Origin of the sequence: Amycolatopsis ultiminotia, assembly GCF_039536925.1 — a bacterium.
Classification (GTDB): Bacteria; Actinomycetota; Actinomycetes; order Mycobacteriales; family Pseudonocardiaceae; genus Amycolatopsis; species Amycolatopsis ultiminotia.
In genome coordinates this window covers 35641-61874 of sequence record NZ_BAAAZN010000007.1, presented here as the reverse complement: position 1 = coordinate 61874, position 26234 = coordinate 35641, and the positions used below count along the sequence as shown (strand labels likewise).

23 protein-coding genes are annotated in these 26234 nt (G+C 70.7%); 14 read left to right on the top strand and 9 right to left on the bottom strand.

Annotated features, from left to right (window positions below; genetic code table 11):
* Positions 1 to 80: 80 nt before the first annotated feature.
* Complete coding sequence (locus ABD793_RS17530; RefSeq protein WP_344861158.1) at positions 81 to 929, bottom strand: chitosanase; 849 nt, start codon at positions 927 to 929, stop codon at positions 81 to 83.
* Between the two features lie 194 nt (positions 930 to 1123).
* Positions 1124 to 2296 (bottom strand): epoxide hydrolase family protein, encoded by a 1173-nt coding sequence (locus ABD793_RS17525; protein ID WP_344861156.1) that lies wholly within the window; start codon positions 2294 to 2296, stop codon positions 1124 to 1126.
* Positions 2297 to 2393: 97 nt separating this feature from the next.
* Here ABD793_RS17525 and ABD793_RS17520 point away from each other — a divergent pair, with 97 nt between their 5' ends.
* The gene (locus ABD793_RS17520; RefSeq protein WP_344861154.1) at positions 2394 to 2969 is read left to right on the top strand and encodes a CGNR zinc finger domain-containing protein; all 576 of its coding nucleotides are present in this window, start codon (positions 2394 to 2396) and stop codon (positions 2967 to 2969) included.
* Between the two features lie 161 nt (positions 2970 to 3130).
* Positions 3131 to 3997, top strand: coding sequence for a DsbA family oxidoreductase (locus tag ABD793_RS17515; RefSeq protein ID WP_344861152.1), 867 nt, complete (start codon positions 3131 to 3133; stop codon positions 3995 to 3997).
* Here ABD793_RS17515 and ABD793_RS17510 read toward each other — a convergent pair.
* The gene (locus tag ABD793_RS17510) at positions 3978 to 4400 is read right to left on the bottom strand and encodes a winged helix-turn-helix transcriptional regulator (protein ID WP_344861150.1); all 423 of its coding nucleotides are present in this window, start codon (positions 4398 to 4400) and stop codon (positions 3978 to 3980) included. The two genes, ABD793_RS17515 and ABD793_RS17510, sit on opposite strands and share 20 nt — an antisense overlap.
* A 94-nt stretch (positions 4401 to 4494) precedes the next feature.
* Here ABD793_RS17510 and ABD793_RS17505 point away from each other — a divergent pair, with 94 nt between their 5' ends.
* A complete protein-coding gene (locus ABD793_RS17505) occupies positions 4495 to 5175 on the top strand; it encodes an SDR family NAD(P)-dependent oxidoreductase (protein WP_344861148.1) in 681 nt (226 codons plus the stop codon).
* Between the two features lie 173 nt (positions 5176 to 5348).
* Here the strand turns inward: ABD793_RS17505 and ABD793_RS17500 are convergent, their stop codons facing one another.
* Positions 5349 to 6509, bottom strand: coding sequence for a saccharopine dehydrogenase family protein (locus ABD793_RS17500; RefSeq protein WP_344861146.1), 1161 nt, complete (start codon positions 6507 to 6509; stop codon positions 5349 to 5351).
* A 67-nt stretch (positions 6510 to 6576) separates the two neighbouring features.
* Between ABD793_RS17500 and ABD793_RS17495 the strand changes: the two genes are divergently transcribed.
* The 3 genes from ABD793_RS17495 to hrpA all read left to right on the top strand — a co-directional run bounded on the left by ABD793_RS17495 (position 6577) and on the right by hrpA (position 12279).
* On the top strand, positions 6577 to 6891 hold the full coding sequence (locus ABD793_RS17495; protein ID WP_344861145.1) for a hypothetical protein: 315 nt from the start codon (positions 6577 to 6579) through the stop codon (positions 6889 to 6891).
* A gap of 45 nt (positions 6892 to 6936) precedes the next feature.
* Positions 6937 to 8142 carry a cation:proton antiporter gene (locus ABD793_RS17490; RefSeq protein ID WP_344861143.1) on the top strand — a complete coding sequence of 402 codons (1206 nt, stop codon included), beginning with the start codon at positions 6937 to 6939 and terminating at the stop codon, positions 8140 to 8142.
* Positions 8143 to 8391: 249 nt separating this feature from the next.
* Positions 8392 to 12279: an ATP-dependent RNA helicase HrpA gene (hrpA, locus tag ABD793_RS17485; RefSeq protein WP_344861141.1), complete on the top strand. Its 3888-nt coding sequence runs from the start codon at positions 8392 to 8394 to the stop codon at positions 12277 to 12279.
* A gap of 127 nt (positions 12280 to 12406) precedes the next feature.
* Here hrpA and ABD793_RS17480 read toward each other — a convergent pair whose 3' ends face one another.
* Both ABD793_RS17480 and ABD793_RS17475 read right to left on the bottom strand, forming a co-directional pair.
* Positions 12407 to 12805, bottom strand: coding sequence for a hypothetical protein (locus tag ABD793_RS17480; protein ID WP_344861139.1), 399 nt, complete (start codon positions 12803 to 12805; stop codon positions 12407 to 12409).
* A gap of 164 nt (positions 12806 to 12969) precedes the next feature.
* Entirely contained in the window at positions 12970 to 14622 is a 1653-nt protein-coding gene (locus tag ABD793_RS17475; protein WP_425548721.1) for a bifunctional 3'-5' exonuclease/DNA polymerase, read from the bottom strand.
* A gap of 202 nt (positions 14623 to 14824) precedes the next feature.
* Between ABD793_RS17475 and ABD793_RS17470 the strand changes: the two genes are divergently transcribed.
* Positions 14825 to 16438 carry an acyl-CoA synthetase gene (locus tag ABD793_RS17470; protein ID WP_344861135.1) on the top strand — a complete coding sequence of 538 codons (1614 nt, stop codon included), beginning with the start codon at positions 14825 to 14827 and terminating at the stop codon, positions 16436 to 16438.
* A gap of 452 nt (positions 16439 to 16890) precedes the next feature.
* Here the strand turns inward: ABD793_RS17470 and ABD793_RS17465 are convergent, their stop codons facing one another.
* Positions 16891 to 17832 carry a hypothetical protein gene (locus ABD793_RS17465; RefSeq protein ID WP_344861133.1) on the bottom strand — a complete coding sequence of 314 codons (942 nt, stop codon included), beginning with the start codon at positions 17830 to 17832 and terminating at the stop codon, positions 16891 to 16893.
* 386 nt (positions 17833 to 18218) lie between these two features.
* On the opposite strand from ABD793_RS17465, the gene ABD793_RS17460 reads away from it, so the two are divergent.
* From ABD793_RS17460 to ABD793_RS17450, 3 genes are read left to right on the top strand one after another with little or no spacing between them, the layout of a single operon-like run.
* The gene (locus tag ABD793_RS17460; RefSeq protein WP_344861131.1) at positions 18219 to 18971 is read left to right on the top strand and encodes an SDR family oxidoreductase; all 753 of its coding nucleotides are present in this window, start codon (positions 18219 to 18221) and stop codon (positions 18969 to 18971) included.
* 13 nt (positions 18972 to 18984) lie between these two features.
* Positions 18985 to 19641: a histidine phosphatase family protein gene (locus tag ABD793_RS17455; protein WP_344861129.1), complete on the top strand. Its 657-nt coding sequence runs from the start codon at positions 18985 to 18987 to the stop codon at positions 19639 to 19641.
* A 10-nt stretch (positions 19642 to 19651) separates the two neighbouring features.
* The gene (locus tag ABD793_RS17450) at positions 19652 to 20572 is read left to right on the top strand and encodes an SMP-30/gluconolactonase/LRE family protein (protein ID WP_344861127.1); all 921 of its coding nucleotides are present in this window, start codon (positions 19652 to 19654) and stop codon (positions 20570 to 20572) included.
* 19 nt (positions 20573 to 20591) lie between these two features.
* Here ABD793_RS17450 and ABD793_RS17445 read toward each other — a convergent pair whose 3' ends face one another.
* On the bottom strand, positions 20592 to 21419 hold the full coding sequence (locus tag ABD793_RS17445; protein ID WP_344861125.1) for an enoyl-CoA hydratase family protein: 828 nt from the start codon (positions 21417 to 21419) through the stop codon (positions 20592 to 20594).
* Positions 21416 to 22129, bottom strand: a complete 714-nt coding sequence (locus ABD793_RS17440) for an SDR family NAD(P)-dependent oxidoreductase (RefSeq protein ID WP_344861123.1) — start codon at positions 22127 to 22129, stop codon at positions 21416 to 21418. Before ABD793_RS17440 ends, ABD793_RS17445 begins: the two co-directional genes overlap by 4 nt.
* 47 nt (positions 22130 to 22176) lie before the next feature.
* Here ABD793_RS17440 and ABD793_RS17435 point away from each other — a divergent pair, with 47 nt between their 5' ends.
* The 4 genes from ABD793_RS17435 (at position 22177) to ABD793_RS17420 (ending at position 26202) form a co-directional block, all read left to right on the top strand.
* A complete protein-coding gene (locus tag ABD793_RS17435; protein WP_344861121.1) occupies positions 22177 to 22995 on the top strand; it encodes a PaaX family transcriptional regulator in 819 nt (272 codons plus the stop codon).
* 7 nt (positions 22996 to 23002) lie between these two features.
* Positions 23003 to 23794, top strand: coding sequence for a tryptophan 2,3-dioxygenase (locus ABD793_RS17430; RefSeq protein WP_344861120.1), 792 nt, complete (start codon positions 23003 to 23005; stop codon positions 23792 to 23794).
* Entirely contained in the window at positions 23791 to 24984 is a 1194-nt protein-coding gene (locus ABD793_RS17425; protein ID WP_344861118.1) for a kynureninase/PvdN C-terminal domain-containing protein, read from the top strand. Before ABD793_RS17430 ends, ABD793_RS17425 begins: the two co-directional genes overlap by 4 nt.
* Positions 24985 to 25128: 144 nt before the next feature.
* Positions 25129 to 26202 (top strand): Glu/Leu/Phe/Val family dehydrogenase, encoded by a 1074-nt coding sequence (locus tag ABD793_RS17420; RefSeq protein WP_344861116.1) that lies wholly within the window; start codon positions 25129 to 25131, stop codon positions 26200 to 26202.
* Positions 26203 to 26234 lie beyond the last annotated feature (32 nt).

Sequence of the window (26234 nt, the reverse complement as noted above, 5' to 3'; positions counted from 1 at the left end):
GCGGCGCGGCAGTGTGGTGCGGTTCGCTGTGCCAGGGCGCCTCCGACCGCCGTCGACGGACGGCCGGAGGTGCCGGCGGTTCAGCTGATTTCGTACTGCTCGCCGTAGACACTCCACTTCAGCGGAGTGTGCAGGTCGAGGTTGCCGTCGTCGAGGAACACCAGTTGCTCGGTGTCGATGCGCGAGGTGTCCGCGTGCGCCTCCTCCTGCTTCATGATCACCTTGCGGGCGTCCAGGAACGCTTTGAGATAGCCGGTTTCGTCGCCGCCCTGGGCCGGGGTCGCTGCGTTCTCCATCGCGGTCTTGCGGATTCCGCCGAAGCTGTCCTGGCTGTCGCCGGGCCCGTGCATCACGATGGCGTCGTAGTAGACGAACTGGCCCAATGCACCGAGGCCGTCGGCTTTCGCCTGGTCGACCGCCGGATCGAAGTACACCCGGTCCCGCTCACCGTCCTGCGCCTGCTGGAACTCGCTCGTGTCGGCGGCCTGCTTCCAGGCCCGTTCGAAGTCCGGGCCGAGGCCCTCGTGCGAATCGCTGCCGTTGACTTTTTCCAGTGCGGGCAGAAAGCCTGCCAACGGGTTGTCCGGCACCGCATCGGTGTAGGCGCGGACCAGTTCGAGCAGGTCGCCGGTGCCCGAGCAGAACCCGATGATGCCCGCGGTGTAGCCGCGGCCGTCGCCGATGTCCTCGATGTAGCGGTACTGCGCTTTCCAGTCGAGCGAGGAGTTCTCCGCGCTCGACACCAGTTGCATGGCGATTTCCTTTTTCTCCGGGGACGACAGATCGCCGCCGGAGTCCCGCACGCTCGCCGGTGCGGCGAACGGATGCGGGGGAGCGGCCGCCGAGGCGACCGGGGTGCCGAGTCCGAGTGCGAGGGCCGAAGCCGCGGTGAGAACGGCGGCGAGCGCCGGCCGCATCGTCTTGCGCATAACGGGGATTCCCTTTCCGCGAAAGGTGGGCAAGGCGGCCGGAACCGGCGCTGCCCAGGCAGGGCCGGGGCACGTCGGCTCCGGGTACTGCTGCGGCGTAGCGCCACCATAGAGGAAGGGGAAACCCCCGGCAAGGGCCGGATCGGGGATTCGAGGAGGCGAACGACCAGCTTTGTCCTTTGTGGACCTTGTGCTCACCGATGCGCGGCGAGCACTGCGGCGAGGCCTGCGCGCAGATCTGCGACAAAATATCCGGGGACCTCCAGCGACGGGAAGTGTCCCCCGGTTTCGGGTGAAGCCCACCGGACGATCTGCCGGTACCGCTCCTGTGCCCAGGCACGCGGATACTTCTCGATATCGCGGGGGTACATCGTGATTGCCGACGGGACGTCGACCCGGAGCCCGGGATCGAGTGAGTTGTGGCTTTCGTGATAAATGCGGGCCGCCGATGCGCCGGTCCGCGTCAGCCAATACAGGGTGACGTCGTCGAGAATCCGGTCCCTGGAAATCGTCTCGAACGGGCTGTCCTCGGTGTCCGACCATTCGGCGAACTTGTCGAGGATCCAGGCGAGCAGCCCGACCGGTGAGTCGACGAGCGAGTAGCCGATGGTCTGCGGCCGGGTCGCCTGCTGTTTTGCGTAGGCCGCGCGGTGGTGCCAGAAATCGTGGGTTTCCTCGGTCCACTTGCGTTCGAGGTCGGTCAGCCCGTCCGTGGTCAACCCGGGAGGCCCCTCCGCGAACGTGGTGTGGATGCCGAGTACGTGTGCCGGGAACCGGCCGCCGAGAACCGTGGTGATATTGCCACCCCAGTCGCCGCCGTGGGCCAGGAACCGGGGGTAGCCGAGCCTGCGCATCAGTTCCACCCATGCGGCCGCGATCTTTTCGGTTCCCCATCCGGTGGTGGCCGGCCGGTCGCTGTACCCGAAGCCCGGCAACGACGGGACCACGACGTGGAACGCCGGTGCGTGCGCATCTTCCGGATCTGCCAGTTCGTCTGCGACATCGATGAACTCGGCAATGCTGCCCGGCCAGCCGTGCGTCATGAGCAGCGGAGTGGCCTCGGCGCGCGCGGACCGGCGGTGCAGGAAATGGATTCCCAGATCGTCAATGGTCGTGCGGAACTGGCCGATCCGGTTGAGGCGGGCCTCGAACGATCGCCAGTCGTACTCGGTGCGCCAGTAGTCCACGACCTCGGCCAGGTCGGCGAGCGGAACGCCCTGGTCCCATCGGTGCGGGCCGGGCCCGGCGGGGTCGACCGTCTCGGCCTCCGGCAGCCGGGCCGCGGCCAGCCGCGCGCGCAGATCGTCGAGGTCGGCGTCAGGTGCGTGGGCTTCGAAAGCTTGCACGTCGCCGGTCGGACGGGGCATGAGACCTCCTGGCCGTCGCGGAACCGGGTGATTGTGAACCGGCTAAGACGGTTCTAACAGACTCCGCGGCTCGCGGGCAACCTGCTAAGCTGGTTCCATGCGTGCCGAGTTCCCCGACTTCCGCCTCGGCACTGTGCTGGCGACCAGCTTCACGGCGACGCTGACGGAGCGTCGGGGCGACGCTGTGGAGCGCATTCCCACGCCGCACCGACTCCTCGACTGGCTGGCGGTGAGCGGCCTCGCCGTGGACTCCTGCACCACTGCCCAGCTCGACCTCGCCCGGGAACTGCGGGAGTCGATTCACGCCGCGGCGACCGCAGCCGCGATCCGGGAGGCACTGCCCGCGCCGGCTGTTCAGGTCCTCAACGACCGCAGCGTCCGGGGGCGGGCCGCGGCGATCCTGACACCCGGCGGCGAGCGGCGATGGCAGCTCAGCTCGGCGTCCTGCGTGGAAGATGCGCTCAGCGTCATCGCCGCGGACGCGATCGCCGTCATCGCAGGCGAACGAGACGGAAAACTGGCCTTGTGCGCCTCGCCGACCTGCCAGGCCGCCTTCTTCGACACCAGCCAGAGCCGCACTCGCAAATGGTGTGACATGAACACCTGCGGGAACCGCCAGAAGAAGGCGCGCTTCAACGCCAGCCGGCGCAAGAACCCCGGATCGGCGGAGTGATCCTCACCTCCGCACTGCCAGGGCCGAAATGCGCACCGGGCAACCGAAAACGCGCTGAGCCGGGTGGTGCGGACCGGCTCTGCGCAGCTGGGGATGCGGTGCCTGCCGGTCGATTCGGACGCACTTCAAAGTGCCTTTTGTAAGCCCTCTCTTTCTCACTCATGATGGTGTTACGCACTACTGGTGAGGTGAGCAAGATGGTTGCGCAGCCAACACAATCCGCGGGATCCCGGGTCGTCATCGAGGTTTGGTCCGACCTGGGCTGCCCGTGGTGCTACGTCGGAAAGCACCGGCTTCAGGCGGCGATCGCGCAGCGCCCGGACGCAGCTCGGTTCGAGCTCGTCATGCGGTCGTTCGAGCTGGACCCGGGCGCACCGCAGGAACCGGAGAAAAACGAGAAGAGCTTCATCCGTGCGCACGGTGGCACCGCCGCCGACGTCCTCCGGGCCGAGCGCCGGATGCAGGCACTCGCACGCGAGGAAGGGCTCGAGTTCTCGCTGGACCGGTTGAACGCCACCACGTTCGACCTGCACCGCGTGGTCCAGTACGCCCACGACCACGGCCGCGGGCTCGAGTTCTTCTCGGACCTCCAGAACGGCTTCTTCGCCGGCGCCCTCAACCCCTACGACCCGGACACGCTCGCCGGTGCCGCGGAGACGATCGGGCTGGACGGGCAGCGAGTCCGCGAGATCCTCGCGGGCAACGAGTACGCCAAGCGTGTACGCGCCGACCGGACCGAGGGCCTGGAGCTGGGCGCGACCGGCGTCCCGTTCGTCGTCCTCGACCGCCGGGTGGCCGTCCCCGGCGCCCAGCAGGTCCCGGTCTACGGCCAGTTGCTGGAGCAGGTAGCGGGCCGGTGCCGGGCGTGTGTCATGAACGAGGCGAAGGACGGGCGGGAGATCGTGCCGATCCCCGCCGGTGGGTGGTGCGATCCTGATACCGGAACGTGCTACGCCGACACCGACGACGACGCAACGACTGTGGAGGCGGGCAATGCGCAGCGACGGCTCAGCCCGCCGACGCGTTGATCCGGGCCCTGCCCCGGCCGACTCCGGTGCGTGCGGTGGCCGCCCGGTTGCCGGCGATCTCACCGTGGTGGGCGGCGGCCCAACCGGCCATCGCCATCACCGCATCCATCAGGGACCGGCCCAGATCCGTCAGCTCGTACTCCACTCGCGGCGGGACCTCGGCGTACGCGGTGCGCGTGAGCAATCCGTCTCGCTCGAGGTTCTTGAGCGTCTGGGTCAGCATCCGCTGCGAGATCCCGGGAATGCTCGCCTGTAGTCCGGAGTAGCGCAGCGGCCCGTCGCCGAGCGTGCTGATGATCAACACGGTCCACTTGTCGCCGATCCGGTCGAGCACCTCGCGGATGAACGCGCTCTCTTCGGGCCATGCCTGACACGGCCCGCTGATCCTCGCCGGTATCACCATCTCGTCCGCCTCCCGTTCGCATTCACCACAGTACGGGCCTCGCAGCCTGTTACCACACGAGCAGTAAGTAGCGAGCATCGAAAGGAAACTCGCCATGCCCACCATCGCCATCGTCGGAGCCGGCCCCGGCCTCGGCCGGTCCATCGCCAAGGCGTTCGGGGACAACGGATTCTCCGTCGCGCTCGTCGCCCGCACCCAGGAGAAACTCGGCAACCTCGCCGCGGAGCTGACCGAGGCCGGGATCGAGGCCGCGGGCTTCGCTGCCGACGTCATGGATCCGGCCTCGATCGCCGCCGCCTTCGACCGGATCAAGGAGCGCTTCGGAGCCGTGGACGTCCTGGAGTACTCGCCCGCCGCGCACGCCCCCGTCCCCGGCCTGGGCAATCCGGGCCCGATCGAGGCGAGCAGGGCAGACATCCAGCCGCAGCTCGAGTACTACCTCTACGGCGGGATCGCAGCCACCGAGCAGGTGCTGCCCGCCATGATCGAGCGCGGCAGCGGCACCATCCTCTACACCACTGGCGGCACTTCCCAGGACCCGCTTGCCGGGCCCGCCGAGTTCACCACGACCGCCATCGGCAGCGGTGCGCTGCGCAGCTACGCGTTGAAACTGCACCAGGCGACCGCGGACACCGGCGTGTACGTCGCGCACGTCCCGATCTTCGCCTGGATCGGCAGCGGCGGGCCGGAGACCCGGCCCGAAACCATCGCTCGGCACTACTGGACCGCCCACACCACGCGCGACGGCGCCGAGCTGCCCTACGTCGCCCTGTGACCGGAGCGGCACTTCACGACCTGGTTCGCCGGCCGCCTGATGCCTGGCGGGACAACCGGAAAGCACGGATTGCCGGGTCCATCGGCCGGCATACATCGCGAGATCGCTGCTCGAGTCCGGCGGGTGCGACTGCACCTTCGATGGGTGAAGAGCCGGTTCGGTGCGGAGCCGGTTCAGAGTGTGCGGAAGCCGATGCCCGCGCGGGTCAGTCTCCCGATCAGCGCGTCGCCCATCGCGGTGGCCGTGGTGAGCTGGCCGGCGGTGCTCGGCAGTTCGTCGAAAGCCAGGCAGAGCGCGGATTCCGCGAGCATTTTGGCGGTCTCGTCGTAACCCGGATCGCCGCCGGAGACCTCGGTGGTCACTTCCTCTCCGCCGCCGCGGCCGGTGAAGCGGACGCGGAACCAGGAGCGTGCCCGTCGCCCGGCATCCGGGCCCTCGCCTGGGGCGAGCAGCCGGGACAGTGCACGCCGGGCGGGCGGCAGCTGGGCCGCGGCGAACAACGCACCGACGCCGGCCGCGGTCGCGGCCACCGACGGCAGGTGTGCGAAGGCGGCGAAGTGGCGGTAGCGGAAATCCGGGCCATAGCGCGGCAACGCACGCGCGGACTGCCGCACGATCTGCGGGTCGACGGTGGGCAGCGGCACCGCCCAATGTCCGGTACCCGGTGTGCGATGCGGGGCGCCCGCGGGAATGTGCACCGAGCGGCCGGGTATGGCCGGCTCGAGTTCGTGCCGCTGCTTCGCGGCCCGGGTGCTCTGGGTGCGCCGGGAAAACGCGTCGAGCGCGGTGGCGAAGGTGCCGCCGGAAGGCCGCGCGCCGACCCGGACGTAGCCGTCCACCCGCAGTGGCACGTTCTCCGGCAACTGCCGGACGGTGTACCACACGCCGAGGTCGTGCGGGATCGAGTCGAAACCGCAGCAGTGCACGATCCGCGCTCCGGTCTCGGCCGCTTTCGCATGGTGTGCCACGTACATCCGGTCGACGAACTCCGGCTCGCCGGTGAGGTCGACGTAGTCCGTGCCCTCCGCGGCGCAGGCCACCACGAGTGGCTCGCCTCGTGCGAGGTAGGGGCCCACCGTGGTGACCACCACCTTCGCTGCGGCGGCGATTTCGCGCAGTGAAGCCGGATCGCCGGTGTCCGCGGTGCGGATCGGCAGTTCGGCCCAGCGCTCGTCGATCCCGGCGAGGTGCTCGCGCAGCGCGGCCAGTTTGCCGGGGTTGCGTCCCGCGATCGCCCAGCGGAAGCCTGCCGGGGCGGTGCGGGCGAGGTACTCCGCGGTGAGTGCGCCGGTGAATCCGGTGGCACCGAACACCACCAGGTCGTAGTCGGCCATGTCGCCAGCGTAGTCCATCGGCAAAGACCACAGTGGACAGTAAAGGTATGGTAAACTCGTCGGCACGATGATTGGTGCCGCCCGCTCCGTGTCGCGGCACCGGTCCATCCTCGGGCTGTTGCTCGTCGCCGCGATCGCACTGGGTGTCGCGATGGCCGGCCCGGCGCCGGCAGGCGCGCACCCGGATGATGCCGGGCCCGGCCTGGTTCAGCAGCACGCCACGCATGTCGCGGCTGCGCATCCGTCGCCGCTCGCCGTAGTTCCCGCGGAAGTCCGCCTGCCACGCCCGGTCGCGTGTGCCACCGCGGTCCCGGTGCCCGAGCCCGCCGAGGTGTCCCGCGCGTTCGTGCCCGCACTCGCGCGGGCTCCGCCTGCCGGCTGAGTACGTCTCGTCGCACTCGTACCCAGCTGTCGCTCGGAGGACCCCATGAGCCACGGTCATGCTTTGCTGGCCGTCGGCGGCGCGTTTCTCGCCGCCGGTGCCCTCGCCCGCGTCGGAGCCCGGATCGGGCTGCCCACCATCCCGCTGTTCATGCTGGCCGGTTTCGTCTTCGGCCCGTACACCCCCGGTCTGTCCCTTGTGGACGACCCGGCCGAGTTCGGCGTGCTCGCCGGTCTCGGCCTCGTGTTCCTGCTCTTCTACCTCGGACTGGAGTTCTCGCTCGACGACCTCGCCCGCGGCGGCGCACGGCTGGCCGGAGCCGGGCTCGCCTACCTGGTGCTCAACGTGGGCGGCGGGCTCGCGTTCGGCTTCGCGCTGGGCTGGGGCACCAGGGAGGCCTTGGTGATCGCCGGTGCGATCGGGATCTCCTCCTCGGCCATCGTGACCAAGCTGCTGCTGGAGACGCGGCGGCTGGCGAACCCGGAATCGCGCCTGATCATGGGCATCATCGTGCTCGAGGACCTGTTCCTCGCGCTCTACCTCGCGCTGCTGCAGCCGGTGCTCAGCGGCGCGGACGGCTTCGCCGCCGCCGTGGCCGATTTCGGCAAGGCGTTCGCCTTCCTGCTCGCGCTCACCGCACTCGCCCGGTGGGGCGGGCGGCTGGTCTCGCGTCTGTTCGGCTCCGCCGACGACGAACTGCTCACAGTCTGCTTCGTCGGGGTGGCGGTGCTCGGCGCCGCGGTGGCGGAGGAGGTCGGCGTGTCCGACGCGATCGGCGCGTTCATGGTCGGCATGCTGCTCGGCGGTTCGAAGGTGGCGCCACGGGTGCACAAGCTCGTACTGCCACTGCGTGACGCGTTCGGCGCACTGTTCTTCTTCATCTTCGGCCTGTCGATCGACCCGGGCGCGGTGGGCACGGTCGTGCTGCCGATCCTCGCCGCGGCGGTGCTGACGCTGGTGCTGAACCTGGCGGCCGGTGCGGCCGCGGCCCGCCTGCACGGCTTCGACCGCCAGGCGGGCGTCAACATCGGGCTGACCGTGCTCACCCGCGGCGAGTTCTCCCTCGTACTGGCCGCGATGGCGACCACGGCAGGCCTCGACTCGAGGGTGGCCCCGTTCGTCGCCGGATACGTGCTCCTGCTGGCCGTGATCGGCCCGCTCGCGGTCCTGCGCTCGGACCGGCTGACCTGGCTGCTCCCGTGCCGGCTGGTCCGCTCACGACGCACCGAAGCGGCGGCGCGGACAGCGTGACAGCCCGGCCCCGTCAGCCCGATCGCGCAGCGGTGCCGGTCTGGCCGGTCCGCTCCGGCCGGCGTGCCGGACGAGGCCTCCGCTGTCCGGCCGGTTCGCCGGCCGTGCCCGGGTGCCGGTCCGGGCGGCTGGGCCTGCACTTGCCCGGTCCGGTGGGGGCTCGTGCGGGGCTGCCCGACCGGGCTCGGGCGTTGCGCTCGGCATATTCGGGAGCCTCGCCGGTCACGCACCGCTATCCTGGGCCGAGGTATGTCCACTCCAAACTCTCTCCCAGAGCTGCGCGCCCGGCTGTCCGAGCTCTTGCTGCGCGACGAGCACCGGCTGCGCCGCAGGCTCGACGGTGCCCGCCGGGCCGGGGACAAGCAGGTCGTGGCCGAGCGGATCGCCGGCGAAATCGAGACCGCGCGGCTGCGCGTGCAGGCGCGCCGCGATCGCGTGCCCAAGATCGAGTACCCGGCCGAACTGCCGGTCAGCAGGCTCAAGGACGAGATTGCCGACGCGATCCGTGACCACCAGGTGGTGATCGTCGCGGGGGAGACCGGATCGGGCAAGACCACCCAGTTGCCGAAGATCTGCCTTGAACTGGGCCGTGGCGTGCGCGGGCAGATCGGGCACACCCAGCCGCGCCGGCTGGCCGCGCGCACGGTCGCCGACCGCATCGCGAGCGAACTGAAGACCGAACCGGGCGAGGCGGTGGGCTACAAGGTCCGGTTCACCGACCAGTCCGGGCAGCACACGCTCGTGAAGCTGATGACCGACGGCATCCTGCTCGCCGAGATCCAGCACGACCGGATGCTGCGCCAGTACGACACGCTGATCATCGACGAGGCGCACGAGCGCAGCCTCAACATCGACTTCCTGCTCGGCTACCTCAAGCAGCTGCTGGCCCGCCGCCGGGATCTCAAGGTCATCATCACCTCGGCGACGATCGACCCGGAGCGGTTCGCGAAGCATTTCGGGGGTCCCGACGGCCCCGCCCCGATCGTCGAGGTCTCCGGCCGCACCTACCCGGTCGAGGTGCGCTACCGGCCGCTCGCCGATCCGGACGAGCACGCGGCCGATCCGGACCGCGACCAGACCCAGGCGATTGCCGACGGGGTGCGTGAACTGTCCGCCGAGGGGCCCGGCGACATCCTGGTGTTCCTCTCCGGCGAACGGGAGATCCGCGACACCGCGGACGTGCTGAACCGGCTCGGGCTGCCGAACACCGAGGTGCTGCCGCTGTATGCCCGGTTGTCCGCGGCCGATCAGCACCGGGTGTTCCAGCAGCACACCGGGCGACGGATCGTGCTGGCCACCAACGTCGCCGAGACCTCGCTGACCGTGCCCGGCATCAAGTACGTGATCGACCCCGGCACCGCGCGCATCTCGCGCTACAGCCATCGCACGAAGGTGCAGCGGCTGCCGATCGAGCCGATCTCGCAGGCTTCGGCCAACCAGCGCAAGGGCCGCTGCGGCCGCACTTCGGACGGTATCTGCATCCGGCTGTACGCCGAGGACGACTTCGATGCCCGGCCGGAGTTCACCGATCCGGAGATCCTGCGCACCAACCTCGCGTCGGTGATCCTGCAGATGACCTCGCTCGGCCTCGGGGACATCGCCGCGTTCCCGTTCGTGGAGCCACCGGACCGCCGCCAGATCACCGACGGCGTGCAGCTGCTGCGGGAACTCGGCGCGTTCGAGGCAGAGGAGGCCGCCCGGCTCACCGAAACCGGCCGCAGGCTCGCGCAGCTCCCGGTGGACCCGCGGATGGGGCGGATGGTGCTGGAGGCCGCGCGCAACGGCTGCGTGCGCGAGGTGATGATCATTGCCGCTGCACTGTCCATTCAGGACCCACGGGAGCGGCCGGCGGACAAGCAGCAGGCGGCGGACGCCCAGCACGCCCGCTTCGCCGACCCGTCGTCGGACTTCCTGGCCTACCTGAATCTCTGGGAGTACGTGAGCGAACAGCAGAAAACGCTCACCGGCAACCAGTTCCGCCGGATGTGCCGCGCCGAGTACCTGAACTACCTGCGCATCCGCGAGTGGCAGGACATCTTCGGCCAGTTGCGCCAGCTCGCCAAGCCGCTCGGGATCACGCTGAGCAGCACGCCCGCCGATCCGCAGCGCGTGCACACCTCGCTGATCGCCGGCCTGCTTTCGCACATCGGGCTGAAGGATCCGGCGAAGGGTGACTACCTCGGCGCGCGGGGTGCGCGGTTCGCGGTGTTCCCCGGGTCGGCACTGTTCAAGAAGCAGCCCCGCTGGGTGATGTCGGCGGAGCTGGTGGAGACCTCGCGGCTGTGGGCCCGGGTCAACGCGCGGATCGAGCCGGACTGGGTGGAGCCGCTGGCCGGGCACGTGGTGAAGCGCAGCTATTCCGAACCGCACTGGGAACGCAAGCAGGGTGCGGTGATGGCGGTCGAGAAGGTGACGCTCTACGGCGTGCCGCTGGTCGCCGACCGGCGGGTGAACTACGGGCGGATCGACCCCGGGCTGTCGCGCGAGCTGTTCCTCCGCCGCGCGCTGGTGGAGGGCGACTGGCACACCAACCACCGGTTCTTCGCGGAGAACCGGGCGCTGCTGGAGGAGGTCGAGGACCTGGAGAACCGGGCGCGCCGCCGGGACATCCTGGTGGACGACGAAACCCTCTTCGAGTTCTACGACCGGCGCGTGCCCGCGGACGTGGTGTCCGTGCGGCACTTCGACAGCTGGTGGAAGAAGGCCCGGCGCAGTGATCCGGACCTGCTGTCGTTCGAGAAGTCCATGCTCATCAACGAATCCGCGGGCGGGGTGACCGAGGCGGACTACCCGGACGCGTGGACCCAGGGTGGGCTGGTGTTCGCCCTCACCTACCAGTTCGAACCCGGCGCGGACGCCGACGGGGTCACCGTGCACCTGCCGTTGCCGGTGCTGAACCAGGTGACGCCGGACGGATTCGACTGGCAGGTCCCCGGTCTGCGCGGGGAACTGACCACCCAGCTGATCAAATCGCTGCCGAAGTCGTTGCGGCGCAACTTCGTGCCCGTGCCGGACACCGCGAAGGAAGTCCTTTCGCGAGTGTCCCCTTCGGACGGTCCGCTCACCGAGGTGCTGTCCGACGAGCTGCATGCGCTGCGCGGGGTGGACGTGCCGCTGTCCGCATGGGACGTCGCCGCGGTGCCGGACCACCTGCGGATGACCTTCCGCGTCGTGGACGAGCGCGGCAAACGGGTGGCCGAGGGCAAGGACCTCGACGAGCTGAAGCGGCGGCTGGCGCCGCGCGTGCGCGAGACGATTTCCCGGGCGGCCAACAGCATCGAGAAAGCCGGGCTCACCCGGCCCGCATTCGGTGAGCTGCCGAAGGTGTTCGCCTCGACCCGGCGCGGGCACGACGTGAAGGCCTATCCCGCGCTGGTGGACGAGGGCTCTTCGGTGGCCGTGCGGCTGCTGGACACCCCGGCCGAACAGCGGCACGCGATGTGGGCGGGCACCCGGCGGATGCTGCGGCTGAACCTGAACTCGCCGATGAAGTTCATCACGCGTTCGCTGTCGAACTCCTCGAAGCTGGTGCTCAACCGCAATCCGCACGGCAGCGTCGCGGGATTGCTGGAGGACTGCGTGGACTGCGCGGCCGACGCACTGATCGCCGAGGCGGGCGGTCCGGTGTGGGACGAGGCCGGTTTCGCCGTGCTGCTGGAGAAGGTGCGGGCCGGGCTGAACCCGGCAGTGCTGCGGGTGCTCACCGAGGTGGAACGCATCCTGCTGGCGGCGAACGACGTGGAGACCCGTCTGGACGGGGCACGCGGTCCGGCCCAATCGCTCGCGGACATCCGGGCCCAGCTCGACGGCCTCGTGCACGCCGGCTTCGTCACCGAGACCGGCGCCGCCCGGTTGCCGGACGTGGTCCGCTACCTGCGTGGTGTGGAACGCCGGCTGGAGAAGCTGCCCACCGAGCCGACCAGGGACCTGCAGCGCACCGCCGACATCGCGTGGATCACCCGGGAGCACGAAGCCACCCTGGCCAGCCTGCCACCGGGCACGTCGTCCCCGGCACTCGCGGAAATCCGCTGGATGATCGAAGAACTGCGGGTGAGCTTCTTCGCGCAAACCCTCGGCACCGCGCACCCGGTTTCGCTCAAGCGAATCACGAAGGCACTGGACGAGGCGCTGTCCTGACCTTCCGCGGCCACGAATCCCGGCCGGACGGGGGCGCCGGATTGCCGTCGTCCGGCCGGCTCTGCGCTGATCCTGATGGAAGCAGCGGTGGACTCACGGGTGCCGGGTCGGGCTGATCCCGCGTCGACTATTTCACGAGCAGGGTGATCGTCGCGGCGCCGGCCGAAACTGTTCCTGCGACCGCCGAGAGGGATGCTGCTTTCCCGCCTATTCCGCCGAGCATCCGGCCGCCCGCTTTGGTCAGGGCTTGCTCGCGGAAAGCCATCTTCACCTTCTGCCATTTGTGCTGGCGGAAGTGGCAGCCGAGCAGGATGCCGTGCGCGTTGTTGCGGCAGAACCCGTTGTCCCGGGTGGTGGCGCAACACCAGGTCGGAGCCTGGAAGAGGCAGTACAGCACCACGAACGCGGACAGGATCGCGATGATGCCGGGTTCGACTGACGGCAGCGGCCACAGGAAGGCGACCGCGACCAGCAGCAGATACCCCCACAGATTGCCGAGTTTCCTTTTTGTCTTTCTCCCCACCATGGCAGAAGAAGTTACTGATCACTCGCGCGGCCGATAGCGCCGTGCGGGTGGAAGTTCATCGCGGTGTTCGACACCGAAATAAGCCGCCGACCGGTCTCCGTTGCGCCGAACGGATTCTCGATTCCGCCATGTGGTCAGTGGGAGGGATGGGGTCCGGGCGCCGGCTATTTCGCCTCTGCGTACGTGTCCGCCGGAATCGCGTGCATCGGGAATCGCACCGGGCAGGCCGGCCCGAACAGCAGGTGCGCGGATTCCTGTACTGCCTGCTCGACCAGCGCCGCCACCTCGGTGGCCAGTTCCGCCGGGGTGTGCACGATGACCTCGTCGTGCAGGAAGAACACCAGGTGGGCCGGCGGTGGCAGACGGCGGCGGAGCGTGGCGAGCAGCACCGAGGTGAGGTCGGCCGCGCTCGCCTGTACCACGAAGTTGCGGGTGAACCGGCCCCAGCCGCGGGACGCCCGGCGGGCGCGGGTCTCCGAGGCCTCGTCCTCGGCAAGGCCTCCGGTGAGGGCACGCCACGCGGCGGACGGGGCCGGGGACGTGCGGCCCAGCCTCGATCGCACGCGCTCGCCGCGTTCGCCCGCCGCGGCTGCGTGCTCCACATAGGACACTGCATCCGGGAAGCGCCGGCGCAGCAAGGCCAGCAGCGGGCCGGCTTCGCCGGACGTGCCGCCGTACATGGCCGAGAGCATGGCGATCTTCGCCCGGGACCGGTCGTCTCGTGTGTCGCCGGGCCGGAGCGGGACGTACTGCGTGCCGGAAAACAGCGCCTCGGCCAGCCGCGCGTACAGGTCGGTGGCCGCCGCGACCTCGGCGAGCCGCCGGTCGCCGGACAGCGCGGTGAGGACCCGTGGTTCGAGCTGTGCCGCGTCGGCGACCACGAGCTGCCACCCCGGATCGGCACGCACGCAGGTGCGCAGCACCTTCGGGATCTGCAGGGCGCCGCCGCCGCGCGTGGCCCACCGCCCGGACACCACCCCGCCGACCACGTAGTGCGGCCGGAACCGGCCGTCGGCCACCCATTCGTCGAGCCAGGTCCAGCCGTTGGCCGAGTGCAGCCGGGACAGCTCCTTGTACTCCAGCAGCGGCGCGATCGCCGGGTGGTCGATGTCGCGCAGCAGGTACTTGCGCGCGGACGGGATCTCGATGCCCTCGCGGCCGAGCGCGCGCAGCACACTTGCCGACGAGTCCGGGTTGACCTCCCGGCCACCGAACGCCCCGGAGATCTGCGCGGCCAGCGTGACCAGCGCCTTCGGCCGCTGCCCGTAGGGCACCCGCGGGCCCAGCCGCTCCTGCAGCAGCTCACGGTGCAGGTCCGCCCGCCACGGCAGCCCGGCCGCCGACATCTCCACCGCGGCCAGCGCGCTCGCCGATTCCGCCGCGAGCAGCAGCCGCATCCGGCCGGGCGCCTCGGTGGCGGCCATCCGCTTCTCCTGCTCGGCCAGCACCAGGCGCGCGGCCTCGGTGACCGGGACGCCCTCGGGCAGACCCGGCCCGCGCGGCGAGAACAGCGTGGGCTGCACGTCCTCGCCGAACGCCGGTCCGTCGTCCGGCGGCTGCTCACCCCTGGCCCGCGCCCACGCGGCACGCAGGCTGCGCGACTCGGTCTCCCGGCCCTCGTAGGCCAGCAGCAGCCCCTCGGCCAGCGCCAGATCGTGGCACCGGTCCAGCCGCACCCCCGCCTCGACCAGCGCGGGGTAGTCCGCCTCGACCGACGGGAACACCCAGCGCGGGCTCCGCGCCGCCTCCAGCGTCCGCACCTGTGCGATCCACTCGGTCCGCGAAAGCCCGCGCCGGACCCCCTCCGGGCCTTCGATCGTGTAGCGGGAGTCCTCCTCCCGGCCGGTGATGACCTGCACCCCGCCATTGTGCGGACCGGCACCGACAATTCCGGCCACCGGTGCGGTCCCCGGGTCTGGTGCGGGCCGCCGCGGCCTGGTCTACTCTCGAGTAGCTCCCATACCGCCGGTACGCCGACCGCGGTGTGGGATCTCCCGCAGCAGCAACGGAGGTGCCCGGATGAGTGTGGTCGCGCTGGCCGGCAAGGTGACCGAGACGGTGCGCAGTATCGACGTGATGCGCCGGGCCGGACTGGTGCCGTTCCCGCGGCTCGACGAGGGACTGCGCTCGCTCGCCGCGGTCCGCAAGTACGGCCCGTTCGCCGGGGCCTGCCACATCGCGGCCCGGCGTGACCCGGCCGCGGTCGCGGTCGCCGACGAACTCGGGCCGCTCACCTTCAAACAGCTCGACGACCAGTCGAACGCGCTGGCGAGGGCGTGGGCGGAGCGTGGTCTCGGTCCGGGCACGGTGATCGCCGCGCTGTGCCGTGACCACCGCGGGCTGGTGCTCGCGATGGCCGCATCGGGCAAGCTCGGCGCGCCGCTGCTGCTGATGAACACCGGATTCGCCAAACCACAGCTGGCCGACGTCGCGGAGCGCGAAAAGGTCCGCGCGCTCGTCTACGACCAGGAGTTCACCGGACTGCTCGACGCGGTGCCCGGCACCGTCGAGCGCTACCTGGCCTGGGTGGACGAACCGGGCGGACGGGACATCCCGGTGCTCGACGAGATCATCGCCAGCACCGACGACCGGCCGCTGCCCGCGCCCGCGAAACCGGGCGGGTTCGTGCTGCTCACCAGCGGCACTACCGGTACCCCGAAGGGTGCGCCGCGGCCGCACACCTCGGCACTGGCCTCGGCGCAGTTCCTCGACCGCATTCCGTTGCGGGCCGGCGAGGCGACCTATCTGGGTGCCCCGCTGTTCCACGCCACCGGGCTTTCCCAGGCCATCCTGAGTTTCGCGCTCGGCTGTACGGTGGTGCTGCGCCGGAAGTTCGACCCGGAGGCGACGCTGCGCGGCGTGGCCGAGAACCGCTGCACGGCGCTGGTGCTGGTGCCGACGATGCTGCAGCGGATCGTCGACCTGCCCGACGAGGTCCGCGCGCAGTACGACACCTCGTGCCTGCGGATCATCTTCGTCGCCGGTTCCGCGCTGTCGCCTGATCTGGGCAACCGGGCGAACGCGCAGTTCGGCGACGTGGTGCACAACCTGTACGGCTCCACCGAGGTCGCGGTCGCCACGGTGGCCACCCCGGCCGACTGGAAGCGGGCGCCGGGCACGGTCGGCCGCCCGCCGGTCGGCTGCCGGGTCGCGCTCTACGACGAGCGCGGCGGGCAGATCACCGAACCGGACGTGACCGGACGGGTGTTCGTCGGCAGCGGCCTGAGCTTCGGCGGCTACACCGACGGCCGCACCAAGGAAATCATCGACGGCCTGCTCGCCAGCGGCGATGTCGGCCACTTCGACGACAGCGGACTGCTGTTCATCGACGGACGGGACGACGAGATGATCGTCTCCGGCGGCGAGAACGTGTTCCCGGTCGAGGTGGAGAACCTCCTGGTGGAGCACGAGGACGTGGTCGAGGCCGCGGTGATCGGCGTGCCGGACGAGGAGTTCGGCCAGCGGCTCAAGGCGTTCGTGGTGCGGGCAGCCGGGGTGGCGCTGGACGCGGACGCGGTGCGCGACCACGTCAGGGCGAATCTGGCCCGCTACAAGGTGCCGCGGGACGTGGAGTTCCTCGACGAGCTGCCGCGCAACGCCACCGGGAAGGTACTCCGCGCAAAGCTTTCCTGAACCGGCTCCGCGTCGCTCAGCCGTCCGGCGGCTCCAGCGCCGGTGTCCGGCAGTTCGGTCAGGGACTCCTGCGCCGGCGGTGCACTTCCCGTTTCATCCGGAACACTGGGTGCTCGCCGGGATAAGCGGGCTCGGCGCCCGGCTGAACGAGCTCACGCAGCTCGGCGAGCAGGGTGGTGTGGGCGGGCGGAAGGCCGCTTCGCGGGGACCCGCGGTGCATCCGTTCGCCGCCGATCTGCGAAGCCGGCGCGAGCTGGGGCGCCGCCTCGCGGACGGTCTGCGGCCGACCGGCCGGTCCGAGCTGCCGAAGGCGAGTTTCCACCTGGCCGAGCTCGGACGGATCGCCTGGCCGCCGGGGGTTCGGCCACCGTCCTGGCTTGTCCGAGGAGTGTTTCGCGCTTGCGGGGCTCGGTTCCCGGGGCGGAAAACCGGCCTTCCGCGATGACCGGTGCTCAGGCCTCCCAGCCGATGCCGAAGATCCCCGGTCCGAAGTCGAGGGCGATGGCGTGTACGCCGTGTCCGCTGTCGAGCCGCAGGCGGCGGCGGGTAGTGGCGCCTTCGGGGGTGCGTGAGTACTGCCAGCACCGGGCCGGCACGGCCTCCGAGGCGAACCGCACCTCCAGCAGGTATTCGCGCACCGAGCGGCGGAATTCGCGATAATGCGTGGCGCGGCACCGTGGATACGGTGGGCCTGCGTTGACCAATGTGTACTCGATGAGGTGTGTCTCGCCGCGGGCCAAGGTGTGCTCGAACAGCAGCTCGGCCACCAGCAGGCCGTGTTGGTCGTCCACTTCGGCGCGTCCGGTCCGGCAGTTGCGCACCGGATGCAGCTCCGGAGCCGCGGCCTCGTCGCCTTGTGCATACACGAGCAGCCAGCGGTCCTGGCCGTCCGCGCCGGCCTGGAAGACCGCGCGTGAGGTGACCGTCTGCTGGCCGCCGTCCTCGGCGATCTCGCAGCGGTCGTGCAGGCCGACGAGCTTGAGCTGGTGCTGCTGTTCGAGTGCGTCCGGCGCGCCGACCCGGTCGAGCATCGGCTGCAGGATCTCCCTGGCGAAGGTGAGCGGTTCCTCGCCTGCCCGGTCCCGGCGGCTCGCACCGCGCGGCCGGGGCGGGGGCAGCAGGCCGAGCAGTGCACCGGCCGGCACTTCGAGGATCTCCTCCAGCAGCCGTACCGCGGACAGCGATCCGGCCCGTTCGGGCTGGCGTTTGCCGGACTGCCAGTAACTGAGCGCGGTGACGCTCACCGCCGCGCCGCGGGCGCGCAGCCGGGCCTGGATCCGGTCGAGTGACAGCCCGCTGGTGGCGATGGCCTCGCGCAGCGCGTTCGCGAACGCGGTCCGGGCACCCTCTGCGGGCTCCGGACCGATCCGGTCCGCTGTGTGCCGCCCTGCCATCGTCTCCCCGACCGCCCCCGCCCGTAACCGACCGTGCCGGACTCGCCACGAAGACCGTATCAGCCGCCCGAACAGGCATTCCTCGACGGCAATGGGGCGAACGGCCTAGTACTGGCAACTGTGAACCATTGCCGTGACCTGCGCGAGCACGTTTCCATGGCCTGGGCAGACCGCGCCGGGACCGGCGCGAGCGGACCCCTCGGCCCCGGCGCGCGGTCCGCGCCCCGCGCCTCGCCGGCGGCCGTGTCCGGAACCGGTGGCCCGGCCTGCCCCCAGACGCCGGGCCACCGGTCGCCTCCCGGTCGTACCGCAGTATGGGTTACCAATCGGTAGTTCCGGCCCCGCCGCCCGCCGGAGGTGGTTGCCGCCGCGGTAGATTCCGACGCATGGTCCTGCGGAAGAACATCCTCGTCACCGGTGCCAGCTCCGGTCTCGGCGAGGGCATGGCGAGGCAGTTCGCCGCGCGCGGGCGCAACCTCGCGCTGTGCGCCCGGCGAACCGAGCGGCTGGACGAGCTTGCCGCCGAACTGCGCACGGCCTACCCGGGGATCAGGGTGGTGACGCGGGCACTCGACGTGAACGACCACGACCGCGTGGTCACCGTGTTCGACGAGTTCCGCGCCGAACTGGGCGGGCTGGACCGCGTGGTGGTCAACGCCGGGATCGGCAAGGGACAGCCGGTGGGCAAGGGCCGGTTCGACGCCAACCGGCAGACGATGGAGACGAACTTCGTCGCCGCCGCCGCGCAGATCGAAGCGGCCGCCGCGATCTTCCGCGAACAGCGGGGCGGGCACCTTGCCGTGGTCTCGTCGTTCAGCGCGCTACGCGGGCTCCCCAAGAACGTCACCGCGTACGCCGCGTCGAAGGCGGGGATTTCCTCGTTCGTGGACGGCACGCGGCTGGAGCTGCGCGGCAGCGGGATCACCGTGACCGAGCTCCGTCCCGGCTACGTCCGGACCGAGATGACCGGCCGCGCCGGGAACACGCTGCTGATGACCTCCGCGGAGAAGGGGGCGCACGCACTGGTCAAGACGATCGAGGCGGAGCCGAAGCGTGCTTACGTACCGGCCTGGCCCTGGGTGCCGCTCACCGTCGTGATGCGGCTGATCCCCGGCAGGTTCCTGCGGATGTTCGTCTGAAAGGCGGGTTCGGATGGGTGCGATCTACCTGGTGCGGCACGGTCAGGCGTCGTTCGGGGCGGCCGATTACGACGCGCTGTCCCCGCTCGGGTTCGAACAGGCCGCGGCGGTCGGTGCGGAGCTGCGCCGGCGGGGCGTGGAGTTTTCCCAGGTGCGTTCGGGCACGCTGGCCCGGCAGCGGGACACCGCGGCGACCGCGCTGAAGGAACTCCGCTCCGCGGTACCGGTCGTCGAGGACGCACGCTGGAACGAGTACGACCACGTGGACATCTCCGCCCATCATGCGGGCGGTGCGCCGCAGGAGGACTCGCGGGCATACCAGAGCCTGCTCGACGCCGCACTCGCCGCATGGGTCGAATCCGGCGACGCCGGTCCGTGCGCGGAGACCTGGCCCGCTTTCCGGTCGCGCTGCACCGCGGCGCTCGCCGATCTCGTCGCCTCGCTCGGCAAGGGCGAGCACGCGCTGGTGTTCACCTCCGGTGGCGTGCTCGGCGCGGTGGCCGGTGCGCTGACCGGGGTGCCCGAGGCCGGGTTGCTGAAGTTCAACCGGGTCACCGTGAACACCGGGATCACCAAGCTGACCTCCGGCCGAGGCGGGGTGAACCTGGTGTCGTTCAACGAGCACGCGCACCTGGAAGGCGAGGCCGCGCGGTTGCTCACCTACCGATAGGAGACGCGACGTGCAATTCGGTGCGGTGACCGTGGTCCCGGTCAACGGGCACGGGCCGGAGGACGTGGTGGTCGACGCCGCGGGCCGGGTGTACACCGGGGTCGACGACGGGCGGATCCTGCGGGTTTCCCCGGACGGGAAGCGGATCGACCTGCTCGGCGACACCGGCGGCCGTCCGCTCGGGCTGGAGCTCTACGGCGACGACGAGCTGTTGATCTGCGACGCCCGCGCGGGCCTGCTCACCATGCCGCTGGCCGGCGGCCCGATCACCACGCTGGCGACTTCCGGGGCCGGGCTGGACTTCGTGTTCTGCAACAACGCCGCGGTGACCGCCGACGGCACGATCTACTTCACCGACTCCTCGCGCCGGTTCGGCATCGACCGCTGGCGCGACGACCTGATCGAGCAGACCGCGGGCGGGCGGCTGCTGCGCCGCACCCCGGACGGCGAGATCACCCTCGTCGCCGACGGCCTGCAGTTCGCCAACGGGGTGGCCGTGCCGCCGGACGAGTCCTTCGTGGCGGTCGCGGAGACCGGCGCGTGCCGGATCACGCGGATCCGGCTGCAGGGTTCCCGTGCGGGCGAACGGGATCTGCTGATCGACGACCTGCCGGGCCTGCCGGACAACATCGCCACCGGCAGCGACGGGCTGATCTGGATCGCGCTGGCCAGCCCGATGGTCTCCGCACTGCGGATGGCCCGGCGGCTGCCTGCTCCCGCGCGGGCCGCGATCCGCGCGCTGCCCACGGCGCTGCAGCCGGCGCCCAAGCGCGAGGTCGGCGTGCTCGGGGTGGCCGCGGACGGCCGGGTGGAACACGAACTGCGCGGCGAGATCCCGGGTTTCCACCTGCTGGTGGGTGTGCGCGAACACGGCGGGCGGCTGTGGTTCGGCAGCCTCGAGGAGCACGCGATTGCCTGTACCGAGCGGTGAATCCGGTCCGCCCGCGCGCTCAGCGTCCCGTCCACTGTGGAGCCCGGCCGGCCGACCACGCGGCGTAGAACTCCTTGTGGTCGCGGGCGGTCATCAGCAGCGCCTGGGTGATCGCCTCCAGTTCGATGGCACCGCCGAGGTCGCTGTCGAGTTCACGGGTCAGCAGGACTTTCGTGGTCGAGTAGGCCAGTGCCGGGCCGTCGGCCAGCCTGCGGGCCAGCGCGGTGGCCTCGCCGTGCAGTTCGGCGTCCGGGATCACCCGGGTGGCCAGCCCGATCGCCTCGGCCCGGGTGGCGTCCAGTTTGTCGCCCAGCATCAGCAGTTCCGTCGCCCGGCCCAGTCCGACCAGCCGGGGCAGCAGGTACGCCGAACCCATGTCCGCGCCGGCAAGACCGACCTTCGTGAACAGGAAGGCGAATTTCGCCGATTCGGCCAGCAGCCGGAAGTCGCTCGCCAGCGCGAGCACCGAACCGGCGCCCGCGGCGATGCCGTTGACCGCGGCGATCACCGGGATCGGCGTTTCCCGCAGCGCCTTCACCACCGCGCCGGTCATCCGGGTGAATTCCAGCAGCTGCGCGGTTTCCATCTGCTGCAGCTCGCCGATGATCTCCTCGACGTCGCCACCCGAGCAGAATCCGCGGCCGCTGCCGGTGAGCACCAGCACCCGCACGTCGCCGCGATGCGGCAGTTCGGCGATGAGGTCCCGCAGGTCGGCGTAGACCTCGAAGGTCAGCGCGTTGAGCTTGTCCGGCCGGTTGAAGGTCACTGTGCCGACGCCGTCGTCCACAGTGAACTCGAAGTGCTCCCACGACCCGGTGAGTGCGGCGCTGGCGCGGAACGGGCTCATTTCTGGATACCTCCACCGTCGAGAACGAGGGTCTGCCCATTGATCGCGGCCGCCTCCCTGGCAGCGAAAAACGCAACCGCGTACGCGACTTCGCCGGGTTCGAGCAGCCGGCCGAGCGGAGCCGCGGCGGAGAGCGCGGCTTCGGCCTCCGCCTCGTCCCGTCCGGTGCGCGAACGGATCCGCGCCACCGACTCGGCGGTCATGTCCGTGCGCACGAAGGCCGGGCAGACCGCGTTCGCGGTGACTCCGCTGCCCGCCACCTCCGCCGCGACCGCGCGCATCAAGCCGACCGCGGCATGCTTGGACGCGGTATAGCCGGTGGTGTAACGGAATCCGGCCTGGCCCGCGGTCGACGCGACGGTCACGACGCGGCCGTGATCCCGTTCGCGCATCCCCGGCACCACCTCGCGGGTGCACAGGAACGCGCCGGTGGCGTTCACTTCGAACTGGCCGCGCCAATCGTGCACTGTGGTCTTCGCCAGCGGTGCACTCGACGAGACGCCGGCGTTGTTCACCAGCACGTCCACCGGTCCGAGCCGGGCGAAATACGCGCGCACCGCGGCTTCGTCGGTCACGTCGCATTCGGCCCGGCCCGGTGCGAGGACGGTGTCCCCGGCCTGCCGGAACCGCTCGGCGACCGCGGCACCGATGCCGCGGGTGCCGCCGGTGACCACCACGAGCCGCGCCGGGCGAACGGAGGAGAAGTTCACCTGTCGAAACCTACACTGCAGCGGGCTGTGGTGTATAGAGTTGGATTGTGCCCGAACCCCAGGAACCGGCGCGGACGCCGCAGGAGCTCGTGATAACCCTGCTCGGCAGCTACGTGAGTCCGCGCGAGACCCGCCGGGTGTGGTCCGGCGGGCTCGTCGCGCTGCTGCGTGAGCTGGGGCTCTCCGACGGCGCGGCGCGGATCTCGCTGACCCGGCTGGTCCGTCGCGACCTGCTCGCCCCGCACCGCGAGGGCAGGCTGGTGCACTATTCGCTGACGCCCCGTACGGTCGCCCTGCTCGCCGACGGCGACCGGCGGATCTTCGGACTCGGCCGCCGCGATCGGCCCGTGGGCACCTGGACCGTGCTGTGGCAGAACATCCCGGAATCCCGGCGGCCGGCGCGGGAACGGCTGGTGCGGCGGCTGCGTTTCCTCGGCTTCGGCCCGGTGCAGGACGGCACCTGGCTCGCCCCGCACGACCGGGAAGCCGAGGTGCTCGAAGTGCTTGGCGAACTGGACGTCACCGAGCACGCCGGCCTGATGCTGGGCATGCCGTCGGCTGCACTGGACGTACGCCGGTTCGCCGGCCGCGCATGGGACCTCGACGGTCTTTCCGCCCGTTACGACGCCTTCGTCACCGAGTTCGGCAGCTGCCCGCGCGACCTGCCCGACGCCGAGGCGTTCACGGTGCGCACCCGGCTCGTGCACGCCTACCGGGTGTTCCCTTCGCTCGATCCGGAGCTGCCCGCCGACCTGATCCCGGCGCCGGGACGGCGGGCCGCGGCCGTCGAGCTGTTCCACGACCGGTACACCGCGCTGGCCCCGGCGGCCCAGCGGCACTTCGACCGTGTTCTTTCCCCGAAATGAGGACCCGATGACCGGACCAGGCGATCCGCAGGCCGCACTCAGCTACACCTCCTACCTTGCGCTCGACGAGCTGCTCACCGCACAGCGGCCGCGTTCGGACGAGCACGACGAGCTGCTGTTCATCGTGATCCACCAGGTGTACGAGCTGTGGTTCAAGCAGATCCTGCACGAGGCGGCGTTCCTGCAGGACAACCTCGAAGCGGGCAATACCGCGCATTCGATCCGCACACTGCGCCGGATCCTGACCGTGCTCAAGGTGGTGGTCGCGCAGATCGACGTGCTGGAGACCATGACGCCGAGCCAGTTCACCAGCTTCCGCGCCCGGCTGGACGCGTCCAGCGGTTTCCAGTCCGCACAGTTCCGCGTGCTGGAGGCGGTGCTCGGACGCCGCGACGAGCGGGTGCTGGCGCACTACCCGGACGGCGGTGAGCAGCGGGCCCGGATCTCTGCGGCGATGAACCGGCCGTCGGTCTTCGACTCGTTCCTGAGCTACCTCGCCGGGCACGGGTACGCGGTCGCGACCGAGCGCGACGTCACGCGCGCCGTCGAGCCGTCCACGGCGCGGCAGGAGGTGCTGCTGAAGGTCTACCAGGACGACGGCGGGCCGTCGGTGGTCGCGGAATGCCTGGTCGACCTCGACGAAGGGATGCAGGAGTGGCGGTACCGGCACGTGAAGATGGTGGAGCGCACGATCGGCGACAAGACCGGGACCGGCGGTTCCTCGGGAGCGGGCTACCTGCGCACGACGCTGTTCCAGCCGATGTTCCCGGATCTGTGGGCCGTGCGGAGCCGGTTGTGACCACCCTCGACGCTCTGCGCACCAGTCCGAACGCGCTTGCTCCGCACTACTCGCGGTTCGCCGTGGCCGATCGGCTGCTGTTGTCCGCGCATTCCCACCAGGCCTGGCCCGACGTCGCCGAGGACGGGTTGCGCGAAGCGTTCGCCGACGCGGCACGCGACGTGGACGAGAAGTGGGGGAGGGCGTTCGCGAAGGCCGAAGAACTCCGCGAGGGGTTCCGCGGCCTGCTGTCGGATCCGAACGGCGAGTACGCGCTCGGCGCGAACACCCACGAACTGGTCCTGCGCTTGCTGTCCGCGATCGAGCTGCGGAAACGGCCGCGTCTGGTGACCACGGACGGGGAATTCCACACGCTGCGCCGTCAGCTGGCCCGGCTGGCCGAGGAAGGGGTCGAGGTCGTCCGGGTGCCGGTGCACCCGGTGCCGACGCTCGCCGAACGCCTCGCCGCGGAGGTCGACGGCCGCACCGCCGCGGTGCTCGCCTCGGCCGTGCTGTTCGAAACCGCCCGGATCGTGCCGGGGCTGGCGCATCTGGCCGGGGTCTGCCGGGACCACTCGGCCGAGCTGGTCGTGGACGCCTACCACGCGCTCGGGGTCGTCCCGTTCCCGCTGCACGACCTCGGCCTCACCAACGCCTGGGTGCTCGGCGGCGGATACAAGTACCTGCAGCTGGGCGAGGGCAACTGCTTCCTGCGGCTGCCCGCGCACGCCCAGGAGCTGCGGCCGGTGATCACCGGCTGGTACGCGGAATTCGGTGCACTCTCCGACGAACGGCGGCCCGGCGAGGTGGCCTATGCGGCCGGCGGCGACCGGTTCGCCGGTGCCACCTACGACCCGTCGAGTCACTACCGCGGCGTTCGGGTGCAGCGGTTCTTCGCCGAACACGGGCTCACCCCGCACTTCCTGCGCGAGGTCTCCCGCCACCAGGTCGGGCTGCTCGCCCGGTGTTTCGACGAGCTCGGGCTGCCCGAGGACGTGGTCACCCGCGACCGCGACACGCCGCCGGAAGGCATCGGCGGCTTCCTTTCGCTGCGCAGCCCGCAGGCCGCGCAGCTGTGCGCAGCGCTGGCCGGGCGGGGTGTGCGCACCGACAGCCGGGGGCACTACCTGAGGTTCGGGCCCGCGCCGTACTTGTCCGACGCACAGCTGGAAGCCGCGATGTCCGCCCTTCGAGCTGTCATCGAGCAGTAACGGAGGTTTCCGCTGGATAGTCCTTCCCGGTGCGCATAAATTGGCGGTGTGCGCCGGCGCGGACGATCTCCGGTCCGGTGCGCGACCCGCACACAACAGCGCGCGGCCACGAACCGCGCGCCGGGAGACAAGGGAGTCACCACCGTGACCGAAGGAGTGTTCGGCCTCCGCAGCGGCCATGAACAGGTCGTCTACTGCCAGGACGAGGCCAGTGGCCTCAAGGCCATCATCGGGATCTACTCCACCGCGCTGGGCCCGGCGCTCGGCGGTACCCGGTTCTACCCCTACGCCACCGAGGACGAAGCGCTCGACGACGTGCTCGCGCTGTCCAAAGGCATGGCGTACAAGAACGCGCTCGCCGGACTCGACCTCGGCGGCGGCAAGGCGGTGATCCTCGGCGACCCGAACACGGTGAAGTCCGAAGCGCTGCTTCGCGCGTACGGCCGGTTCGTGGAGTCTCTCGGCGGCCGTTACTTCACCGCCTGCGACATGGGCACCTACGTGCAGGACATGGACGTGGTGGCCCGCGAGACGCGGTACGTGACCGGTCGTTCGCCGGAGAACGGCGGCGCGGGCGATTCGTCCGTGCTCACCGCTTTCGGGGTCTTCCAGGGCATGCGCGCCTCTGCCGAGCACGTGTGGGGCACGCCCGAGCTGACCGGCCGCCGCGTCGGTGTGGCCGGCGTCGGCAAGGTGGGGCACATCCTGGTCGAGCACCTCGTGCAGGCGGGCGCGCAGGTGGTGATCACCGACGTGGCGCCGGCCGCGGTGGAACGCACCCGCGCGGCGTACCCGAGCGTCGAGGTGGTGTCCGATGTGGACGTGATGATCGGCACCGAGCTGGACGTTTTCGCGCCGTGCGCGCGGGGTGGCGTGCTCACCGACGAAACGGTGGCCGCGCTGCGTGCCCGGATCGTCTGCGGTGCAGCGAACAACCAGCTCGCGCACCCCGGCGTGGACAAGCTGCTCGACGACCGCGGCGTCCTGTTCGCCCCCGATTACCTCGTCAACGCCGGTGGCGTGATCCAGGTCGACGACGAGCGGCACGGCTTCGACTTCGCCCGCGCACAGCGCAAAACGGCCGCCATTTTCGAGACCACGAAAGCGGTGTACGCGCTGGCCGAGTCCGAGGGCGTACCGCCGGCCGCGGCGGCCGACCGGCTGGCCGAGCGCCGGATGACCGACGTCGGCAGGCTGCGGTCCATTCTCACCGTGTGACGCCGGAACGCCGGAGGTCCCCCGTGCCGCGG

Excerpts from the sequence above, each read along its gene's own strand:
- ABD793_RS17530 (WP_344861158.1), bottom strand. The coding sequence starts at position 929 with ATGCGCAAGACGATGCGGCCGGCGCTCGCCGCCGTTCTCACCGCGGCT.
- ABD793_RS17525 (WP_344861156.1), bottom strand. The coding sequence starts at position 2,296 with ATGCCCCGTCCGACCGGCGACGTGCAAGCTTTCGAAGCCCACGCACCT.
- ABD793_RS17520 (WP_344861154.1), top strand. The coding sequence starts at position 2,394 with ATGCGTGCCGAGTTCCCCGACTTCCGCCTCGGCACTGTGCTGGCGACC.
- ABD793_RS17515 (WP_344861152.1), top strand. The coding sequence starts at position 3,131 with ATGATGGTGTTACGCACTACTGGTGAGGTGAGCAAGATGGTTGCGCAG.
- ABD793_RS17510 (WP_344861150.1), bottom strand. The coding sequence starts at position 4,400 with ATGGTGATACCGGCGAGGATCAGCGGGCCGTGTCAGGCATGGCCCGAA.
- ABD793_RS17505 (WP_344861148.1), top strand. The coding sequence starts at position 4,495 with ATGCCCACCATCGCCATCGTCGGAGCCGGCCCCGGCCTCGGCCGGTCC.
- ABD793_RS17500 (WP_344861146.1), bottom strand. The coding sequence starts at position 6,509 with ATGGCCGACTACGACCTGGTGGTGTTCGGTGCCACCGGATTCACCGGC.
- ABD793_RS17495 (WP_344861145.1), top strand. The coding sequence starts at position 6,577 with ATGATTGGTGCCGCCCGCTCCGTGTCGCGGCACCGGTCCATCCTCGGG.
- ABD793_RS17490 (WP_344861143.1), top strand. The coding sequence starts at position 6,937 with ATGAGCCACGGTCATGCTTTGCTGGCCGTCGGCGGCGCGTTTCTCGCC.
- hrpA (WP_344861141.1), top strand. The coding sequence starts at position 8,392 with ATGTCCACTCCAAACTCTCTCCCAGAGCTGCGCGCCCGGCTGTCCGAG.
- ABD793_RS17480 (WP_344861139.1), bottom strand. The coding sequence starts at position 12,805 with ATGGTGGGGAGAAAGACAAAAAGGAAACTCGGCAATCTGTGGGGGTAT.
- ABD793_RS17470 (WP_344861135.1), top strand. The coding sequence starts at position 14,825 with ATGAGTGTGGTCGCGCTGGCCGGCAAGGTGACCGAGACGGTGCGCAGT.
- ABD793_RS17465 (WP_344861133.1), bottom strand. The coding sequence starts at position 17,832 with ATGGCAGGGCGGCACACAGCGGACCGGATCGGTCCGGAGCCCGCAGAG.
- ABD793_RS17460 (WP_344861131.1), top strand. The coding sequence starts at position 18,219 with ATGGTCCTGCGGAAGAACATCCTCGTCACCGGTGCCAGCTCCGGTCTC.
- ABD793_RS17455 (WP_344861129.1), top strand. The coding sequence starts at position 18,985 with ATGGGTGCGATCTACCTGGTGCGGCACGGTCAGGCGTCGTTCGGGGCG.
- ABD793_RS17445 (WP_344861125.1), bottom strand. The coding sequence starts at position 21,419 with ATGAGCCCGTTCCGCGCCAGCGCCGCACTCACCGGGTCGTGGGAGCAC.
- ABD793_RS17430 (WP_344861120.1), top strand. The coding sequence starts at position 23,003 with ATGACCGGACCAGGCGATCCGCAGGCCGCACTCAGCTACACCTCCTAC.